This is a genomic window from Nostoc sp., from assembly GCF_054880495.1.
Genome location: NZ_JBTYKD010000134.1, coordinates 1 through 17085, shown reverse-complemented (window position 1 = coordinate 17085; position 17085 = coordinate 1). Strand labels below are relative to the sequence as shown.

The following is a 17085-nucleotide window of genomic DNA, read 5'->3' as shown; positions in this document are numbered from 1 at the left end:
ATGTCACAAGATGCGAATATTGATGATGTGCAAGAGCCAATAACCAGCGCTCCGCCGGAAGTACGGCAAATTATTGAGCGGGTATGGAAGCTGGAAAAAGGCAGGCTAGATAAGAAGATTAACAGCCATATAAATGATCATATTTTGGACATTATTAAGGAAGAGGTGCGATGAAGCTAACTTCAATTAAGCTATGTAACTTTCGCTCCTTTTATGGTACGACACCAGAGATTATCCTGGCTGGGGGAGATGTTCACAACACGACGATTATTCATGGCAATAATGGCTCTGGAAAAACCAGTTTATTGAATGCCTTTACATGGGTATTGTATGATAAATTTAGTGCGGCGTTTGCATCGATAGAACAGTTAGTAAATAAGCGGGCGATCGCCGAAGCTCAAAAAGGTCAAACTATAGAATGTTGGGTAGAAATTGGCTGGGAACATGAAGGTAAACGTTATCGAGTTAAACGCGCCTGTCGGGGTTATAAAAATGAAAGTGACTTTGATGCTGGCAAAACTCAATTAACCATGTGGGTTGGTGGTGATGATGGCAAATGGAATATACCAAATCAGCAACCAGACGATATAATTAATCAAATTCTACCCGCTACTTTACATCAATATTTTTTCTTTGACGGCGAACGAATTGAAGAAATAGTCCGTTCTGACAAAAAAGCTGAAATTGCTGAAGCTACAAAAATTTTCTTGGGTGTCGAGGTAATTAATCGTTCTATCAGACATTTGGGAGATGCTAAAAAAACTCTAGAAAATGAGTTAAAAGCTATTGGTGATTCCCAAACTAAAGAACTGTTACGACAGCAAGAAAAGATAGAACAAGAGCGTGAACACATTGCCGAACGGCAAATAGAAATTAAAGAAGAGTTAAAATATCAACAAACTTTTAAAAAAGAGACAAGTAACCGTTTACGAGAACTTAGTGCTGCTAAGGAATTGCAATCAAGATGGCAGAATTTAGAATCGCAGAAAGCGGCGAATCAAGAAGAATATAAAAAAACTAAAGAAGCACTGAAAAAAGTTATTTCCGCGCGGGGTTATACCGTTTTACTATCAGAAACTACATCCCAGTTTCGCGGAATTATCAATGATTTGAAGCAGCGAGGTGAGTTAACATCAGGAATTTCGCGGGAATTTGTGAATGATTTACTCAATTCTCAACGCTGTATTTGTGGTGCAGAATTACACGAGGGTAATCATTCTCATACTCATGTGAGTACCTGGTTAAATAAAGCTGGTTCTTCGGCGGTAGAAGAAACTGCAATTCAGATGATAGCTCAAGTAGATGAAATTGATAAGCAAGCTATAGGATTTTGGGAAGAAGTTGATAGAGAGCAAACTAGGATTAATCAATTAAGGCAAAGCATATCTCAAACTGAAGGCGATTTAGATAATATTCAAGAACGGTTGCGAAAAGATGCTAATGAAGAAATTAGCAGTTTGCAAAAACGGTTAGATGAAATTGAAAGTAAAATTGATGCATTAAATCGAGAACAGGGTGCAAATCAGCAGCAAATTGCTCAACTCACAACTGAAATTGAAGGTTTAAACAAACAAATTGCTAAACAAAAGCTGAATGAAGACAAGCAAACTTTAGCACAGCGACGAATTAACGCCACTCAAGATGCAATCGAACGGTTAACAGAAGTTAAAAATCGTCAAGAACAACAATTTCGCCTGCAACTAGAAAAGCGAGTCCAAGAGATATTCACAGAAATTTCTGTGACTCCATACATTCCTAAAATTAGCGATAAATATGAACTGACATTAGTAGAAAATACTACAGGTATAGAAGCACCAGTTGCAGCATCCACCGGGGAAAATCAAATTCTCAGTTTATCCTTTATTGCCAGCATCATTGACAAAGTAAGGGAATGGAGTGAGAAACGAAAAATGATGATGATTCCCGATAGTAGCACTTTTCCAATTGTCATGGATTCACCTTTCGGTAGTTTAGATGAAAGTTCGCGGCGACACATTGCTAAGACAATTCCCGAATTAGCGAATCAGTTGATAGTTTTAGTTACTAAGACTCAGTGGCGGGGTGAAGTAGAAGCAGAAATGACAGATAGAATTGGTAGAGAATATGTGCTGACGTATTATTCTTCTAAGGCGGATTGCGAACAAGATTATATTGAGTTGGCTGGGGAAAGATATTCTTTGGTGAAACAAAGTCCGAACGAGTATGAATATACTGAAATTATCGCGGTTGAACGTAATGTTTAAAGGATAAAGTTATGATTGCGAGTCCAGACAGTAAGTATATGACTCCCCAGGAATACCTGGAATGGGAGGAACACCAAGATATTAAATATGAATATATCAATGGTGAAGTCTTCGCCATGACTGGGGGTACTATTCCCCATACTAGTATTGCCTTAAACTTAGCTTCAGCATTAAAAAGCCATCTCCGGGGAGGTTCTTGTCGCGCTTTTATGGCGGATGCAAAAGTAGGAGTAACTGAGAACGGGCCGTTTCACTATCCAGATGTTGTGGTGAGTTGTGATGAAAGAGATAGACAAGCTATTAAATTTATTCAGTATCCTTGTCTAATTGTCGAAGTCCTCTCTCCTAGTACAGAAGCTTACGACAGAGGCGGGAAATTTATGCAGTATCGGCGTATCCAGACTTTACAACAATATGTCCTCATTGATGCTGAAAAAATCAGTTTAGATTGCTTTCGTATAAATGACAAAGGGATTTGGGAGTTACATCCTTATGAAGAAGGGGATGAAGTTCATTTAACTAGTGTTGATTTCCACTTTCCTATTTCTTTGGTTTACGAAGATGTTCAGTTTCCAATATAAGTTTGGATCTTCAGTACATAGTATGTTTAACTCATCTAGCAATTCTATTTGATTTTTGAATACAACATTCAGAACTCCGACTTCTTAGAGAAGTCGGGGATCTAGTTGTTCACGAATGATTAAGTAGGGCTATAGTTAAAATACCAATTTAACTAAACCTGATATCAGAAATGAGTCTACTTTGTTTGTGCAACTCGCTGCACGTGCAAACCCTCTGTGTCATCAACTGTAGGAGTGGCAATGAGCGATTCATTTCCTGTCAGACCTGATGTAATTTCTACTTCAGTACCATAATCTCGCCCAACGGCAACTTTTTGATAATGCACTCTTTCGTCTTTGGTTACAGTTGCTACCTGCGTACCTCCGGCGTTAACGACTAAAGCACTATCTGGCAAAACAAAGGGAGGATTGTTGCGGTTAATGGCAAATCTGACATTGGCATACATCCCAGGTCGCAGCGTCGCGTCGGAATTATGCACTTCTAATTGTGCCAGCAAAGTGCGAGTATTTGGATCTATAGCGTTGCTAGTACGCACTACTTTACCCGTAAACACTCGTTGTGGTAACTCTCTGACTGTAATTTGTGCTGTTTGACCAGTCTGAAGTGACTGTGATAAACTCTGTGGAACATTCACATTTACGTTTAGCTTGTCATAAGCAGCAATAGTATAAAGGCTGGTGTTGCTAGTGTTGGTGTTGGTGGTACTGATGCTACTAGTAGTACTGGTGTTACTACTACCTGCTGAAATTAAAACACCTGTATTGACATTACGTGCGGTAATCACTCCTGAGAAAGGAGCAGTGACTTTCTTATAAGACTGCAATACATTATTACGCTGCAAGTTTGCTTGACTGGCGTAAACGTTAGCTTGTGCTGCTTTGATGTTGGCAGAGTCAGCATTAACAGTGTTTTGTGCTGCCTCAACGCTGGCAAGATTAGCCTGATATGTAGCATATTTTGTATCTGCATCTTGTTGAGCGACTGCACCTTTCTTGACCAGAATTTGCCAGCGTTCCCAGCTCTGACGTGCTATCAATAGATTAGCGCGGGCTTGCTTCAAATCAGAAATACCTTTAGCTAAATTAGCACGAGTTTGAGACACATTGGCTTGTGCTTGCACTAATTCTGCGTTCGCTTGCAGAACTTGCTGATCGGTGTCTGGTGAATCAATTTCTGCCAACAACTGACCAGCTCGGACGCGATCGCCAATGTCTGCGTACCAGCGCCGCAAATACCCAGTACTGCGAGCGTAGATGGTCGTTTGGTTAAGGGCTATAACACTACCAGTTAGTTCCAATTTTGTACTAGCATTAGCGCGACGGGGAGTGATCACGTTGACTGTGGGTAGGGTGCTTGCTTCCTTAACTGCTGCCTGTAATTCTGACCTTTGGGTTAACCGAGGCAGAATACCTATGGCCAGTAGGCTAGCAAAAAAAACAGCACCAATTACAGCCCAACCAATTCCACCGATGCCGCGCTTTTGTTTTCTAGAAGTCGTTTGTTCTTCAGAATCAGGAGATGGACGATGCTGAGAATCCATAGGTAAACTGTCCCATATTATCTAAAAAAGCAGAAATTTAGCAGCTAGAGTCATTACCATCATTGGCTTTGACAATTTTGTTCTTTGTAGCCTTACTTGGAATTGCTCATGATTTGCCTTGAGATGATGATAACGAGTATGCTGTCTTTGGATCTGAGAAATTTAAATCGTCATCATCCTGATCAACAGGACGAGGTTCTTTGCGCCGCATAATACTGTATACAACAGGTACAAAGATCAGAGTAGCAACTGTTGCAGCTGATAAGCCACCAATTACAGCGCGACCCAAGGGTGCATTCTGCTCACCACCTTCACCAAGACCGAGAGACATTGGCACCATCCCGATGAGCATGGCTAATGCAGTCATCAACACAGGACGCAATCTTGTATAGCCCGCCGCTAGAGCTGCTTTATAGGCATTTTCCCCTTCCTGACGCTGCTCATTAGCAAAAGTGATCATTAGAATACTGTTTGATGTCGCCACACCTATACTCATAATTGCACCCATTAAGGAAGGAACGCTCAGGGTGGTGCGGGTAACAAATAGCATCCAAATGATACCTGCTAAGGCGCTTGGCAGTGCCATCATAATAATCAGGGGATCGAGCCAAGATTGGAAGTTCACTACCATTAAGCAGTAAACCAGCACAATTGCAAACACGAGTCCTAAACCAAGTCCCAGAAAGGAAGAGTTCATCGTTTGCACTTGCCCCCGGACATTAATCTGACTACCCTTAGGCAATTTTTTCTGATAATCAGCGATGATTCGATTGACATCGCGGGCAACTCCCCCAAGGTCACGACCAGAGGAGTTAGCGTAGATATCGAAAACTGGCTGAATATTGTAGTGATTCACAACTTGCATCACGGTGTCGCGTTTGACACTAGCCAAATTACCTAAAAGTTGGGGTGCATTTTGACCGTTGCCAACTGGCGTATTTTTCAGATTGTCAATAGAGTCAATTTTATACTGGGGAACTTGTACAGCCAGGGTGTAACTCACGCCTTTTTTGGGATCAAGCCATTGGTTGATTGCGGCTTGACCGCTTGAACTTAAGGAAGTCAGGACGCTATTGGCAACATCACGCTGGGTCATACCCAATTGTTGAGCCTCGGTGCGATCTACATTAAGACGTAACTCTGGAGCATCGACAACTTGCTGGAGATGTACATCTACAGCGCCAGGAATGCGTGTCATCCGGGCGGCGATTTGTTGGGCAATTTCAAAGTTCCCCTTTGAGTTTTTCAGAGGGCCAGATATTTGCACGTCAACAGCAGCAGGCAAACCGAAATTGAGAATTTGAGTCACAATATCAGCCGGCTCAAAAAAGAAGGTGTAGTTAGGAAATGTCGCTTTCAATTTCTGACGCAGTTGCTTGACGTAAGAAAAAGTTGCACCAGATTCTTTTAGGGATACAAGAATATCAGCATCAGCCGGCCCAATTGTGGCACCGTTATAGCCATAGGTAAGGTTAATGCCACTGGTGGGTAAGCCAATGTTATCCAGAATCAGAGAGAGATGCTCTTTTGGTACAGTCTGGCGGATAACGCCTTCAACTTGGCTAACAATTTTTTCTGTCTCTTCCAAACGAGTCCCAGGTAAGGCTCGAACATGGAGGCTAAATTGACCACCATCGACTTCCGGGAAAAAGTCTTGACCGATGAACGGTAACAAAACTCCTGCACTGACTATAAAAGCACCAAACACCACAAAGACTATGCGGCGGTGATTTAATGCTGAGTTCAGCACATCGTAGTACCAACTGCGAAATTTCTCAAATTGTCGGTTAAACTTTTCGTGTAGCCGCCATATCCAATCTTTCTTAACAGGTTCGGCAGTTTTTCTTGTCTGTTCCGTTTGGTGGTGGTTGTCGCTATGACCATTATTGTTTTGGACTGGCGAATCTAGATGATGGCGATCACTATGACCATTATTGTTTTGGACTGGCGAATCTAAATGATGGCGATCGCTATGACCATTATGATCTTCGCTTTCTCTATGCCAGTCTACTTCGTATGGTAAAAGATAGCTTGCCATTGTCGGTACTACAGTCCGAGATAGCACATAGGAAGCAAGCATCCCAAAGACTACCGCCATCGCTAGCGGGACAAATAGATACTTTGCCACTCCACTTAGAAACACGACCGGCACAAAGACAATACAAATACATAATGTTGCAACAAGTGCTGGAGTGGCGATTTGTTGAGCGCCATCTAAGATTGCTCGCTTGATTGCTTTACCTTGTCCGAGATTTCGGTGGATATTTTCAATTTCTACTGTGGCATCATCTACAAGAATACCAACAGCTAAGGACAAACCACCTAAGGTCATGATGTTGAAAGTTTCTCCCAAACGACTCATCACGATGATCGAAACCAGCATTGAGAGGGGAATCGATACGGCTACAATTACAGTGCTGCGCCAACTTCCCAGGAAAATCAAAATCATCAGCGCGGTGAGACAGGCTGCAATCAATCCTTCTTTCAGAACGCCTTGAATAGAAGCTTTCACAAATACAGATTGATCGAACAAAAACGCTAAATTTAGTTCGGGGGGCAAGGTGGATTGGATGCGAGGCAAAGCTTTTTTTACCCGATCAATCACATCAATAGTTGAGGCATTGCCACTCTTCAGGATACTAAGTAAGCTTGATCGTCTGCCATTCTGACGTACAATGTTTGATTGCACACCAAAGCCATCTCTTACCTGGGCGACATCACGAATGTAAGTCACATTACCATTAACTTGCTTAATCGGCAAGTCGTTCAGGGCTGACACCACATCTGGACTATTGTTGATTTGAACGGCGAAGTCGCGATCGCCGATCTTCATATCACCTGCGGGCAAGACCAGATTTTGGGCACTGACAGCATTAGTCACGTCTTGGGCAGAAATGCCATTAGCCAACATCGCTTGGGGATCGATATCAACCATAATTTGCCGAGGTTTACCACCATAAGGCAGAGGTACACTTGCCCCTTGCACTGTTGCCAATTGGGTGCGGACGAAGTTGGTAGCATAGTCGAAGAGTGCTTCTTCCGGCAAGGTTTTGCTACTGACACTCATCTGGATAATTGGCACCGAAGAAGCGTTGTATTGAATGATGAATGGCGGTGTGATCCCCGGTGGCAAAGGGCGCAGAATTGTTTGGCTGACAGAGGTAATTTGAGCGACTGCTGAGGCGATATTCGCGTTCGGTTGGAAGAAAACCTTGACGACACTAACACCACTTAAAGATTGAGACTCAATGTGTTCGATGTCACCAACGGTTGTGGTCATGGCGCGTTCGCTAATGGTCACGATTCGCTGGGCCATTTCCTCAGATGTCGTGCCACTATAAGTCCAAACTACGCTGACAACTGGAATGTTGATTGCCGGAAAAATGTCAACTGGTGTACCAAATATCGTGACTACACCCAGGATCACAATCATTAAAGCTGCGATCGCGAATGTATACGGAAGACGTAAAGCAATTTTGACGATCCACATAGTTACTTAGGATACTTCAAAAGTTTTTTAGGTTAAGCTGTTTTACTGAAGTTGGTATTTGAGCTAATTGAAGTTGTTCGGTTTGGAGTTGCTCAACTAGCCACTCAATCTCCAATCTGATGACTTCAACTACCCGCTTTTGTAATTTTGCTTGATATAAATCATCAGTAATTTCCAGGGCTTTTTTCTCTGTAAGGCGTAACTGACATAACATCAATCGATGTTCAATTAACTGCACTCGTTCTTCGGGTAATAAATGACTAAAGAAAAAAAATTTGATTAAGAATCGCGCTCGCACATTCACCCAACTTTCATGAGGGTATGCCAGCATCTCTTGATACCAAGTGGTCTTACCGAGGGGTGTAATCTCATATACCTTTCCACACTGCCCAGCTTCTTGTACCTGTTCTGCACATAGCATCACTTCTCCTTGTTCTTCCATGCGCTTGAGAAGAGGATAAATCGCACCATAGTTAACACAAATACTGCAACTCATAAACATCTCTAGTTGCTGTTTGAGCCGATAACCATTTAATGGCTCTCGCTGTAAGAGACCTAATACTGCCAACTTTAGCATTTTGATATATCAGTTTGATATGTTAACTAACAATATCAAACTGAGTCTTTTTCGCCAAGTACTTAAGGCTGATTTCTCAGAATTCTTTGTGATGACGAGAGAACCACCTCTGGTTTAGATACCGCAAGGAGTCTAGGCTAAGTGGACTCGGTGAACCAAGAATCTCCTGACTGTAAAAATGAGCGATAGCGAAATTTTTACAATCAGGAGAGTGTGAAGGCAACAGGCATTAGCCCTTCTGCGCCATCCAAACGAGAATACCCAAAATTTGCTCAACTGGAGGGAGAGGGTAATCTGTAAGGTCAATGGAGGTGCATTGCCCTTCCAGTTTCAGAAACCGCCAAACCGTGCCACTAGTAACCGTTCCGTAAATCGTCGAGATCGGCTGTTGCTTTTGTTGGTTAAAGCGTTGAGCTGCAACCATTTCGGCGAGGCATTGACCTAGCGCTGGTTTCAGGTCTTCCTTCTTTGCTTCCACTAGAATAACCGCAGGAGCTTTGATAAATAGCTGTTCTGGGGAACGACTAATCAGAAAGTCAATATAGCCAGTGAGTTCAGCCTCCGGTTCTACATTGAATTCCTCACCAGAGAAAACGCTAATCTGTCCTTGGAGTTGGCGTTTTACCTCCAGTAACACAGGATTAATGATCCCCTCAGAACGGGCTTTCTCGCTACTGACTGCGATCGCCCAGGGAATTGTTTCTTTAAGAATATCCTGAAGCAAAGGGGTAGGGGTGAGTGAGGGAATTTCTGGCAGGAAACGACCTCCTTCAAGGATTGTGAGTTGGAAATCCTCTACAGCTTTACTGAGAGTGAATTTACTATAAGGCATAAGTTTTTAAGCTAAAAAATTTTCTGCTGAAGCTGTAAAGACCGACAATAGCCGATTTTATCCAAAGCTGTACTAATAATTTGTCGCCCATGTTATCAGTGCTTGGGTTAAACCATCTAAAGTATATTCTTGGGCTTCTACATCTACGCGTCCGAATAAAGCATGACAAGTTTTAGAAGTTTGGGGGCCGATAGAGGCAATACAAACGCCCTCTAAGAATTGGCTAGCATCAGAATCGTGGGAAAATATCTGATTAGTAAGTTGACAGAAAAATTGTACAGTTTTAGAACTGGCAAAGGTAATCACATCTACCTTGCGGTTTTGGAGAGCTAACTCTGCCACAGGTGGAATACCATTAGGACAACAAGATTGATATGCGGCAACTTCTATCACCTTTGCTCCCTTAACAGTTAATTCCTTAACTAAAACTTCTCTTCCGCCGCTTTCAACTCTAGGAAATAAAACCTTTTTACCATCCAGTTGATCTGGGAAATTTTCTACTAAAGAATCGGCTACAAAGTTGGGGGGAATAAAATCTGCTTGAAGAGAGTGTTGTTTGAGACTATGGGCTGTTTTCTCGCCAACAACGGCAATTTTGACGCCTGCTAAGGCACGGGTATCTTTACCTTGGGCAATTAGCCTTTCAAAAAAGTAGTCTATGCCATTGCTAGAAGTGAGAATTAACCAGTCGAAATCAGATAAATCAGCGATCGCATTATCCAAAGCTTCCCAACTGGAGGGCGGGCCGATTTCTAAGGTTGGCATTTCGATGACTGTTGCACCTGATGCGATCAGGCGATCGCTAAATTGACTCGACTGTGCTACTGAACGCGTCACCAGGATTGTTTTGCCAGTTAGGGGAAGAGGAGATGAGGAAGAGGGAGGGAAGTTACTTAACATAGGTTGGGGTGTGGGATTACTCTCGTTCGGAGGTTCCGCCTGAGAATATCTGATAATTTCGTCTAAATATATATTCTCAGGTTGTAAGTACTTGCGTAGCCCAACAACTTCGCCAATCACAATTACTGCTGGAGAAAGGGATAATTCGCTGGTTTGTTCCAGAATATTGTCCAGTTGCCCTGTCCAAAATTGTTGATCAGGAGTTCCTGCCCAACGGATGATCGCAATGGGTGTTAAGTGCGATCGCCCGTGTCGCACCAGTTGATCTATAATTTCTGGTAGATGTTGCCCTCCCATCAAAATTACCAGTGTCTCTAACCGTGACAGTGCCTCCCAGTCTAAAAGCTCTGGTTCATGAGCTGTAAGCACTGCAAAAGTGCGACTCAAAACCGGATCTGTCAGGGGAATTCCTGCAAACAACGGTGCTGCAAGGGCTGAGGAAATTCCTGGTACTAGTTCAAAATCACAACCAGATGCTTTCAACGCTTCAATTTCAGAAGTACAACGCCCAAAAATCAAGGGATCGCCTGATTTGAGCCGTACAACTTGTTTTCCTTGCTGGCAATGCTTTACTAATAACTTGTTAATCTCTGCTTGAGTTGTACTGGGTTTACCACCGCGTTTGCCGACATCTAACTTCAAGCATTCATCTGGTACGCACTGCAATAATTGAGCATCTACCAGGGCATCGTAGACTAACACCTGAGTAATAGTTAAGAGATTGTAAGCTTTTACCGTTAGGTATGCCACATCTCCAGGCCCAGCACCTACGAGGTAAACTTTACCTCTTTCTTGAGTCACGTCGCTTCGCTCCGAATTCAAAATTCAATTCCTTCGGGGATTAATTTTTTGGATTAGCTGATCAACTTGCTCAACCATCTCTTTATTTTTGTCAGTTTGGAATAACTCTCTGGCTTTTTTGAGATTAACGATCGCTTCTTCTGGCTGTTGTTCTCTTCCCAAAGTGATTCCCAAATTATAGTAAGTTAATGCATCGTCGGGTACGAGGCTAATCGCTTTTTTGTAATGTGCGATCGCTTCTTGAGGTTTACCTTGATCGTCCATCGCATTTCCCAAACCCGCGTAAGCTTGTGCATGTTTGGGATCAAGGCGAATCGCTTCGGTATAGTCGGCGATTGCTTCTGTTAGCTTGCCTTGAGCGTAAAACGCGCTTGCTAAATTATAGTGAGCGTCTGCATAGTTGGGAGCGAAGCTAATCGCTTTTTTGTAATCTGCGATCGCTTCTTCTAGTTTGCCTTGAGCATATAGAGCATTTCCCAAGGCATTATAAGCTACTGGATTTTTCGGATTGAGGCTAATGGCTGCTGTATATTCGGCGACTGCTTCTGCTGGCTTTTGTTGAGCGTATAAGACGTTCGCTAAGTAATAGTGAGCGTCTGCATAGTTAGGTTCAAGGCTGAGGGCTTTCTTATATTGGGCGATCGCCGCTTCTAACTGATTCAGTTTTGCTAAAGTCAAACCCAAATTAAAGTATACTACAGAGTTTTTAGGCTCGAGGCTAATGGCTTTTTTATAAATAGCGATCGCTTCTTGTGGTTTCCCTTGATCGTCGAGAGTATTTGCCAAACCAATATAAGCTTGTACAAAGTTGGGTTCTAGCTCAATTGCTTTGAGAAAAGCCGCCTCTGCTCCTTTTAAATCTCCTTGTTTGTAAAGATTGGTTCCTTGCTCGAAGTTAGCAACTGCGTTTTTGTTTTGAGTCACTGCGGGCTGTGCAGAGTCATCAATTTTTGATAAAACAACGCCAACATCTCTACCAAAGGCAGTATTAGCATTGCTCAAACACAAGCAGATAATAGCTGCTACCAGTACATTCTTGTTTTTCAGCATTTTTATTACCTTATCTGCTTGGTTTACGTGTAATATAGATTTCGGCTAATTGCCATCATAAAAACACAACCTACTATTTCTCTTAACCCAAGCCTATTGGATTATAACAGGAATTATAAGTGATTAACCTAACTTGATACCCGTGTACTCTCAGATAATATACAGCAGGTTTAAAGTTGGTGAAGTACACACAGATTCGTCCCAAAGCAAGGTATAAACCCTGTTTTACCTCTGGATTCTGAATTCTGAATTCTGAATTCTGCTGTAATTGTCCATTTGTAGACAATAGGTGCGGCTTTATTAGGAGTAAAAATTTATTTTTTAGGTAATTCCTGACACTTTTGTTTCGAGAAGTTGAACAATGGCTGGAATTAATTCTTCTGGGTTAAGAGGCTTGGATAAATGCAACTGAAAGCCAGCTTTTAGGGCTTCTTGCTGGTCATCGTTTCTAGCAAAGGCAGTCAAGGCAATTGCTGGAATTTCTCCACCTTGTTCTGCTGTCCAAGTTCTCACTTGATGTATTAACATATAGCCATCCATATCGGGCATACCAATATCGCTGACCAACACATCTAGCTTTACCTCTGCTAGGGTTTGTAATGCTTCAAATGCGGAAGATACCGCAATTACAAAAGCCCCATCTTGCTCCAATACAAAAGTAATAAAATCTCGGGAATCATCATCATCCTCGACAACCAAAACCCGAACGTCAGCGAGAAGTAAGGAGTTAGTAGCTAAGAATGCAGGGTAGTTTTGTTCATCCGTCAGGCTTGGGCTTTCATCTGGCAGAAGCGGTAAGCTAACAGTAAATATTGCTCCTTTACCCTCACCTTCGCTCTCTGCTTTGACGATACCGCCATGCATTTCGATGATATTACGCACAATTGCCAATCCTAATCCTAATCCACCAAAACTTCTAGTAGAGGTGCTATCTGCTTGGCGGAAGTAATCAAACACATAAGGCAAAAACTCACCGCTAATTCCCTGACCTGTATCGCTAACGATGATTTGAGCATAGTCATCAGCTTGCTCTAGTCGCACTTCTACCTTTCCACCCTTGGGTGTAAATTTGATAGCGTTAGAAACGAGATTCCAGACGACTTGCTGCAAACGAGTCGAGTCGCCCATAACTTGTCGTACATCCGGTGCAAATGCTGTATTCACCTCAATCAACTTTGTTTCTGCCGCTAAGTGCATTGTCTCTAACGCAGACAATACTGTAGACTCTAGGTTAATCTTCGTAATATTCAGCGTCAGTTTGCCCTGTAAAATTCTGGAGATATCCAGCAAGTCCTCAATGAGTTGAGCCTGTAAGGTGGCATTCCGCTCAATTGTGGCTAGTGCTTCAGATGTCTTTGCTTGGTCAAAAGCGCGGGTTTGCAACAACTTTGACCAGCCGAGAATTGCGTTTAGTGGGGTGCGTAGTTCGTGAGAGAGGACGGCCAGAAATTCATCTTTAATTCGATTGGCTGTTTCTGCTTTCCCTCGTGCTACTTGTTCTAATTCCAGTAGGTGCGCCCGTTCTTCAAGTATTTGTTTTTGTTCGTGGATATCTGTACATGTTCCAAACCACTTCACTACAAAACCTTGGTCATCTTTGAGTGGCAAACCTCGCGCTAGCTGCCAACGATAGGAGCCATCAAAAGCCCGTTTGAAGCGATATTCATTATTATATATAGTCCTATTTTTTACAGCATTAGACCAGACTTCATCAGCACTTTGGACATCATCTGGATGCAATGCCGCCAACCAACCATAACCCAAGGACTGCTCTAATGTTAGTCCAGTGTATTCATACCAATTTTGATTAAAATAATCAGATTCACCGTTAGCATCGGTTGTCCATATAAGTTGAGGAATTGCCTCAGCCAAGTAACGGTAACGTTCTTCGCTTTGTCGGAGAATTTCTAAGATGCGTTGGCGTTCAAGGATTTCTTGTTGTAATTGCTCATTGGTATTGGTAATTTCATTGGTGCGAACAGCAACCATTTCTTCGAGATGATTCTGGTATTTTCGCAGTTCTTCCTCTATCCCTAAGCGTTCGGCCATTTGTATTTGAAGTTCTTGATTTGTTTGTTCTAGTTGAGCAGGGCTAGGAAGTGCCAGTGCTTGTGGAACTAGAGACACAAGTTGTACTGCTGTAATTACAGATATGATTGCAGTTATTACTTTGACAAATCCCGACAGCCAATAGGTTGGATGCCAAAGCGTCCAAATTTCTATTAAATGAGTAGTGCCACAAGCTACAATAAATGCACTAAATAGTAGAAAAATCCAATCAAAGGGCAAATCCTGCCGCTTGCGGACAAAGTAGAAGAGTGTAGCTGGAATCGAGTAATAAGCTAGTGCAATGAGCGAGTCAGATAATATGTGTAACCAAACTAAATTTGTTTGCCATAGATAGCAGTGTCCATGTGGAATAAACGATCCTGATGTAAAAAAATTAGTCCACAATTCTGATATTATGTCTGACATAAATACTTGATTTTTTTTAATCTATAAAATCTACTAGTAACCCCTAAATCAATTCATTGTGGCTATGGACCTTGTAGCGTATCAGATTGCAATTGTCAGGGCGATGAAGGGAGTGGTAACACTTGCGAAAATTGCGGACATAATTACGGCACACACTGATAAATTCCAAAACAAAAACCATTCTCACCATCATGATGGGAATGGGAAAAAAAATAGGAGACGGAACAGGAAAATTTAATCTCCGTAATTCTCACTCAACTTAAGATTCACTTGACTTAGCACTCATTTTATCTAAAAGCTGAGTGATTTTTTTAGCTTTTTCAGGTTGGCGCTGTTTTTGTAATAAATCTTTAGCTTGTAGCAGGTTAGTTTTAGCTTCCTCTTCTCGCTTTTGCTGCATGAGAATATTTGCTAGACGCAAGTAAGCATCAGGATTTTTCGGACTGCGGCGAATTACTTCCCGGAATAATTCTGTTGCTTCCTCTACTTGACCTTGATGGTTTAAAACATCTCCTAAAAACAAGCGCACCACATCATTTGTAGAGTTAAGGGAAATCACTTTGCGAAACGCTGCTTCTGCGCCTTGGTAATCTTTTACTTGAGCCAGATTCATTCCTTTTTGAAACAAATCTGAAGTAATCAAAGTTTTCCAAGCGAAATAGCCCAGGATTGAGAGACTGAGAACAACTACAAGAGCAGCGATAATAGAAGTAGTGGGAAAGGTTTCTAGCATTGTCTAAGCCAAAAAGCAGGCGATAGGAAAAATCAGATATTCCAGAAAAAATAGTTTCCAGATAAATTGGTAAAATTGAGCGATCGCACTTTTATCTTGTAAGTCTACTGCCAAACTTCGCAACCACATCCAAACTAGCAGGGCTAAATGAGCAATTACTAGAAATATGGGGTTCACTGAGGCGATGTGTAGCACACCAACTAGAATTATTCCCAGATAGCAGACAGTTATCACCCAAAGAGCCAGATTAAACACAGCTTGGGAACCGAGTTGGATCGTGAAAGTAGAGATATTATAGAGGCGATCGCCTTCCATATCTGGTATATCTTTAAAAATGGCGATCGCAAAGGTAAACACCAAGATAAATAATGTCAATACCCACACCACGGGCGGAATTACTTGGCTTTGTTTCAGCGCCCAACTATAGTGTAAATACAATCCTAAATTAACAATCGTACCGCGCACCGAAAAAATACATAGCGCTGCCCAAAATGGAAACTGTTTCAAACGAATAGGCGGTAAAGAATAAGCAGTACCAATGGCCAAGCTAATTGCCACCATGCCCAATAAGAATGGCCCAGTTAGCCACGCCACAACTAGCGCCAAAATCCCAGTCAAAGCAACAATAAATTGCCCCGTCTGCCGGGAAAATTCACCTGATGCTAACGGTAAATGAGGCTTATTAATCTTGTCAATATCAACATCTTCTAATTGATTCAGCCCCACAATGTAGACATTCCCACACAAACAAGCAATCCATGCGCCGAAGAGAGGGAGTAAGCTTGCCGTGAGCGTAGTCCAATGGGAGTGGGGAGTAAGCTTGCCGTGAGCGTAGTCCAATGGGAGTGGGGAAAGAGTAGGATTACTAATGGCAATGGCAATTAAATATAAAGCTAAAACACTCAGACTTGTACCAATAATCGTGTGGGGGCGAGAGAATTTCCAGAAAGCGTATAACCAACCGAAAAATGATTGAACGGGTTGGGGTGGTAAAGGGCTGTTTTGATAACTCTGGCTCATGAGTAGCTTAGATTCCGTATTCCGGTTTATTGTCAGTACTTACGCAAACAATAGCTGAAAAGAATGATTTTTAGGTAGGGGCAATTCATCTAGCCGAAGGCTTCCCGTACCACTTCCTTACGGGACGGGCAAGGGACGTGGAAGCAAGCTACGCGGTAGCGTCTTTGCAGCAGAAGCCTATTGCCCCAGAGTGCGTGTAGTTTTGCGTAAGTTTTAATTGTTAACTATTGTCACAGAATTTGGTCATTAATCAAGAGCCAAAAATCTAGATGCACTATATTTATTTTCGTAGGGAAGGCAAGATTAGCACTGTCAAGGTGACATGACATTATCTTTTTCCCATGTAGAGCATGGCAATGCCCATCTTGGGGCTGCTGCCTATAAGCTGAAAAATATCTAATTTAGCATAACCGAATATAAACAAAACTCTTGTAGGGTGGGCAGCGTTCGACTGAGCGCTCACGCCGAAGTCTTGTCCGCCCTAATTATGCAACTTAAATGTGGAACGGCTTAGTCCAATTCGGCAGCAGTCCACGAATTAGAGGTTGATAATTTTTGGGTATTAATCCCGATAAAATCTTACAATTACAGCAGTTTTCATGTATTTGAACCACATCTGTCGTAGGGGCACAGCAATGCTGTGCCCCTACCGCGTGGTCTATTTACCTGAAAATAGCTGTAAGCATGAAAATATTTATTCCCAACTCTCGATAACGGTACAATCTCTTCATTGACATCCTCCCCACGTTGCTTACGCTGAAGGTGGGGATTCCAAAGATCGCTCCTTGGGTTTTCTCTTTCCACGAGTCGGCTTACTTGTCTGAGTTTCCCCTTCCAAGCAG

13 protein-coding genes are annotated in these 17085 nt (G+C 42.4%); 3 read left to right on the top strand and 10 right to left on the bottom strand.

What is annotated here, in order from left to right; translation table 11 throughout:
* From ACYTXL_RS14245 to ACYTXL_RS14235, 3 genes are read left to right on the top strand one after another with little or no spacing between them, the layout of a single operon-like run.
* The gene (locus tag ACYTXL_RS14245) at positions 1–174 is read left to right on the top strand and encodes a hypothetical protein (protein WP_461925304.1); all 174 of its coding nucleotides are present in this window, start codon (positions 1–3) and stop codon (positions 172–174) included.
* Complete coding sequence (locus ACYTXL_RS14240) at positions 171–2243, top strand: AAA family ATPase (protein ID WP_461925303.1); 2073 nt, start codon at positions 171–173, stop codon at positions 2241–2243. Before ACYTXL_RS14245 ends, ACYTXL_RS14240 begins: the two co-directional genes overlap by 4 nt.
* Before the next feature lie 11 nt (positions 2244–2254).
* Positions 2255–2824, top strand: coding sequence for a Uma2 family endonuclease (locus ACYTXL_RS14235; protein WP_461925302.1), 570 nt, complete (start codon positions 2255–2257; stop codon positions 2822–2824).
* Positions 2825–3000: 176 nt separating this feature from the next.
* On the opposite strand, the gene ACYTXL_RS14230 is transcribed toward ACYTXL_RS14235, so the two are convergent.
* From ACYTXL_RS14230 to ACYTXL_RS14185, 10 genes are all read right to left on the bottom strand, one after another.
* Complete coding sequence (locus tag ACYTXL_RS14230; RefSeq protein WP_461925301.1) at positions 3001–4365, bottom strand: efflux RND transporter periplasmic adaptor subunit; 1365 nt, start codon at positions 4363–4365, stop codon at positions 3001–3003.
* Positions 4366–4471: 106 nt separating this feature from the next.
* The gene (locus ACYTXL_RS14225) at positions 4472–7855 is read right to left on the bottom strand and encodes an efflux RND transporter permease subunit (RefSeq protein ID WP_461925300.1); all 3384 of its coding nucleotides are present in this window, start codon (positions 7853–7855) and stop codon (positions 4472–4474) included.
* Positions 7856–7871: 16 nt separating this feature from the next.
* Positions 7872–8432 carry a PadR family transcriptional regulator gene (locus ACYTXL_RS14220; RefSeq protein ID WP_461925299.1) on the bottom strand — a complete coding sequence of 187 codons (561 nt, stop codon included), beginning with the start codon at positions 8430–8432 and terminating at the stop codon, positions 7872–7874.
* 229 nt (positions 8433–8661) lie between these two features.
* On the bottom strand, positions 8662–9264 hold the full coding sequence (locus tag ACYTXL_RS14215) for a hypothetical protein (RefSeq protein WP_461925298.1): 603 nt from the start codon (positions 9262–9264) through the stop codon (positions 8662–8664).
* Positions 9265–9336: 72 nt separating this feature from the next.
* The gene (gene cobA, locus ACYTXL_RS14210; RefSeq protein WP_461925297.1) at positions 9337–10965 is read right to left on the bottom strand and encodes a uroporphyrinogen-III C-methyltransferase; all 1629 of its coding nucleotides are present in this window, start codon (positions 10963–10965) and stop codon (positions 9337–9339) included.
* 24 nt (positions 10966–10989) lie between these two features.
* The gene (locus ACYTXL_RS14205; protein WP_461925296.1) at positions 10990–12015 is read right to left on the bottom strand and encodes a tetratricopeptide repeat protein; all 1026 of its coding nucleotides are present in this window, start codon (positions 12013–12015) and stop codon (positions 10990–10992) included.
* 321 nt (positions 12016–12336) lie between these two features.
* On the bottom strand, positions 12337–14490 hold the full coding sequence (locus tag ACYTXL_RS14200; protein ID WP_461925295.1) for a hybrid sensor histidine kinase/response regulator: 2154 nt from the start codon (positions 14488–14490) through the stop codon (positions 12337–12339).
* Between the two features lie 259 nt (positions 14491–14749).
* A complete protein-coding gene (locus tag ACYTXL_RS14195; RefSeq protein WP_461925294.1) occupies positions 14750–15223 on the bottom strand; it encodes a tetratricopeptide repeat protein in 474 nt (157 codons plus the stop codon).
* A 3-nt stretch (positions 15224–15226) separates the two neighbouring features.
* Positions 15227–16243, bottom strand: a complete 1017-nt coding sequence (locus ACYTXL_RS14190; protein WP_461925293.1) for a homogentisate phytyltransferase — start codon at positions 16241–16243, stop codon at positions 15227–15229.
* Positions 16244–16840: 597 nt separating this feature from the next.
* On the bottom strand, positions 16841–17085 hold a 245-nt coding region (locus tag ACYTXL_RS14185), incomplete at its 5' end, for a hypothetical protein (protein WP_461925292.1).

Bases quoted from the DNA above. Each gene is read 5' to 3' on its own strand.
- ACYTXL_RS14245 (WP_461925304.1), top strand. From the start codon at position 1: ATGTCACAAGATGCGAATATTGATGATGTGCAAGAGCCAATAACCAGC.
- ACYTXL_RS14240 (WP_461925303.1), top strand. From the start codon at position 171: ATGAAGCTAACTTCAATTAAGCTATGTAACTTTCGCTCCTTTTATGGT.
- ACYTXL_RS14235 (WP_461925302.1), top strand. From the start codon at position 2,255: ATGATTGCGAGTCCAGACAGTAAGTATATGACTCCCCAGGAATACCTG.
- ACYTXL_RS14230 (WP_461925301.1), bottom strand. From the start codon at position 4,365: ATGGATTCTCAGCATCGTCCATCTCCTGATTCTGAAGAACAAACGACT.
- ACYTXL_RS14225 (WP_461925300.1), bottom strand. From the start codon at position 7,855: ATGTGGATCGTCAAAATTGCTTTACGTCTTCCGTATACATTCGCGATC.
- ACYTXL_RS14220 (WP_461925299.1), bottom strand. From the start codon at position 8,432: ATGCTAAAGTTGGCAGTATTAGGTCTCTTACAGCGAGAGCCATTAAAT.
- ACYTXL_RS14215 (WP_461925298.1), bottom strand. From the start codon at position 9,264: ATGCCTTATAGTAAATTCACTCTCAGTAAAGCTGTAGAGGATTTCCAA.
- ACYTXL_RS14205 (WP_461925296.1), bottom strand. From the start codon at position 12,015: ATGCTGAAAAACAAGAATGTACTGGTAGCAGCTATTATCTGCTTGTGT.
- ACYTXL_RS14200 (WP_461925295.1), bottom strand. From the start codon at position 14,490: ATGTCAGACATAATATCAGAATTGTGGACTAATTTTTTTACATCAGGA.
- ACYTXL_RS14195 (WP_461925294.1), bottom strand. From the start codon at position 15,223: ATGCTAGAAACCTTTCCCACTACTTCTATTATCGCTGCTCTTGTAGTT.
- ACYTXL_RS14190 (WP_461925293.1), bottom strand. From the start codon at position 16,243: ATGAGCCAGAGTTATCAAAACAGCCCTTTACCACCCCAACCCGTTCAA.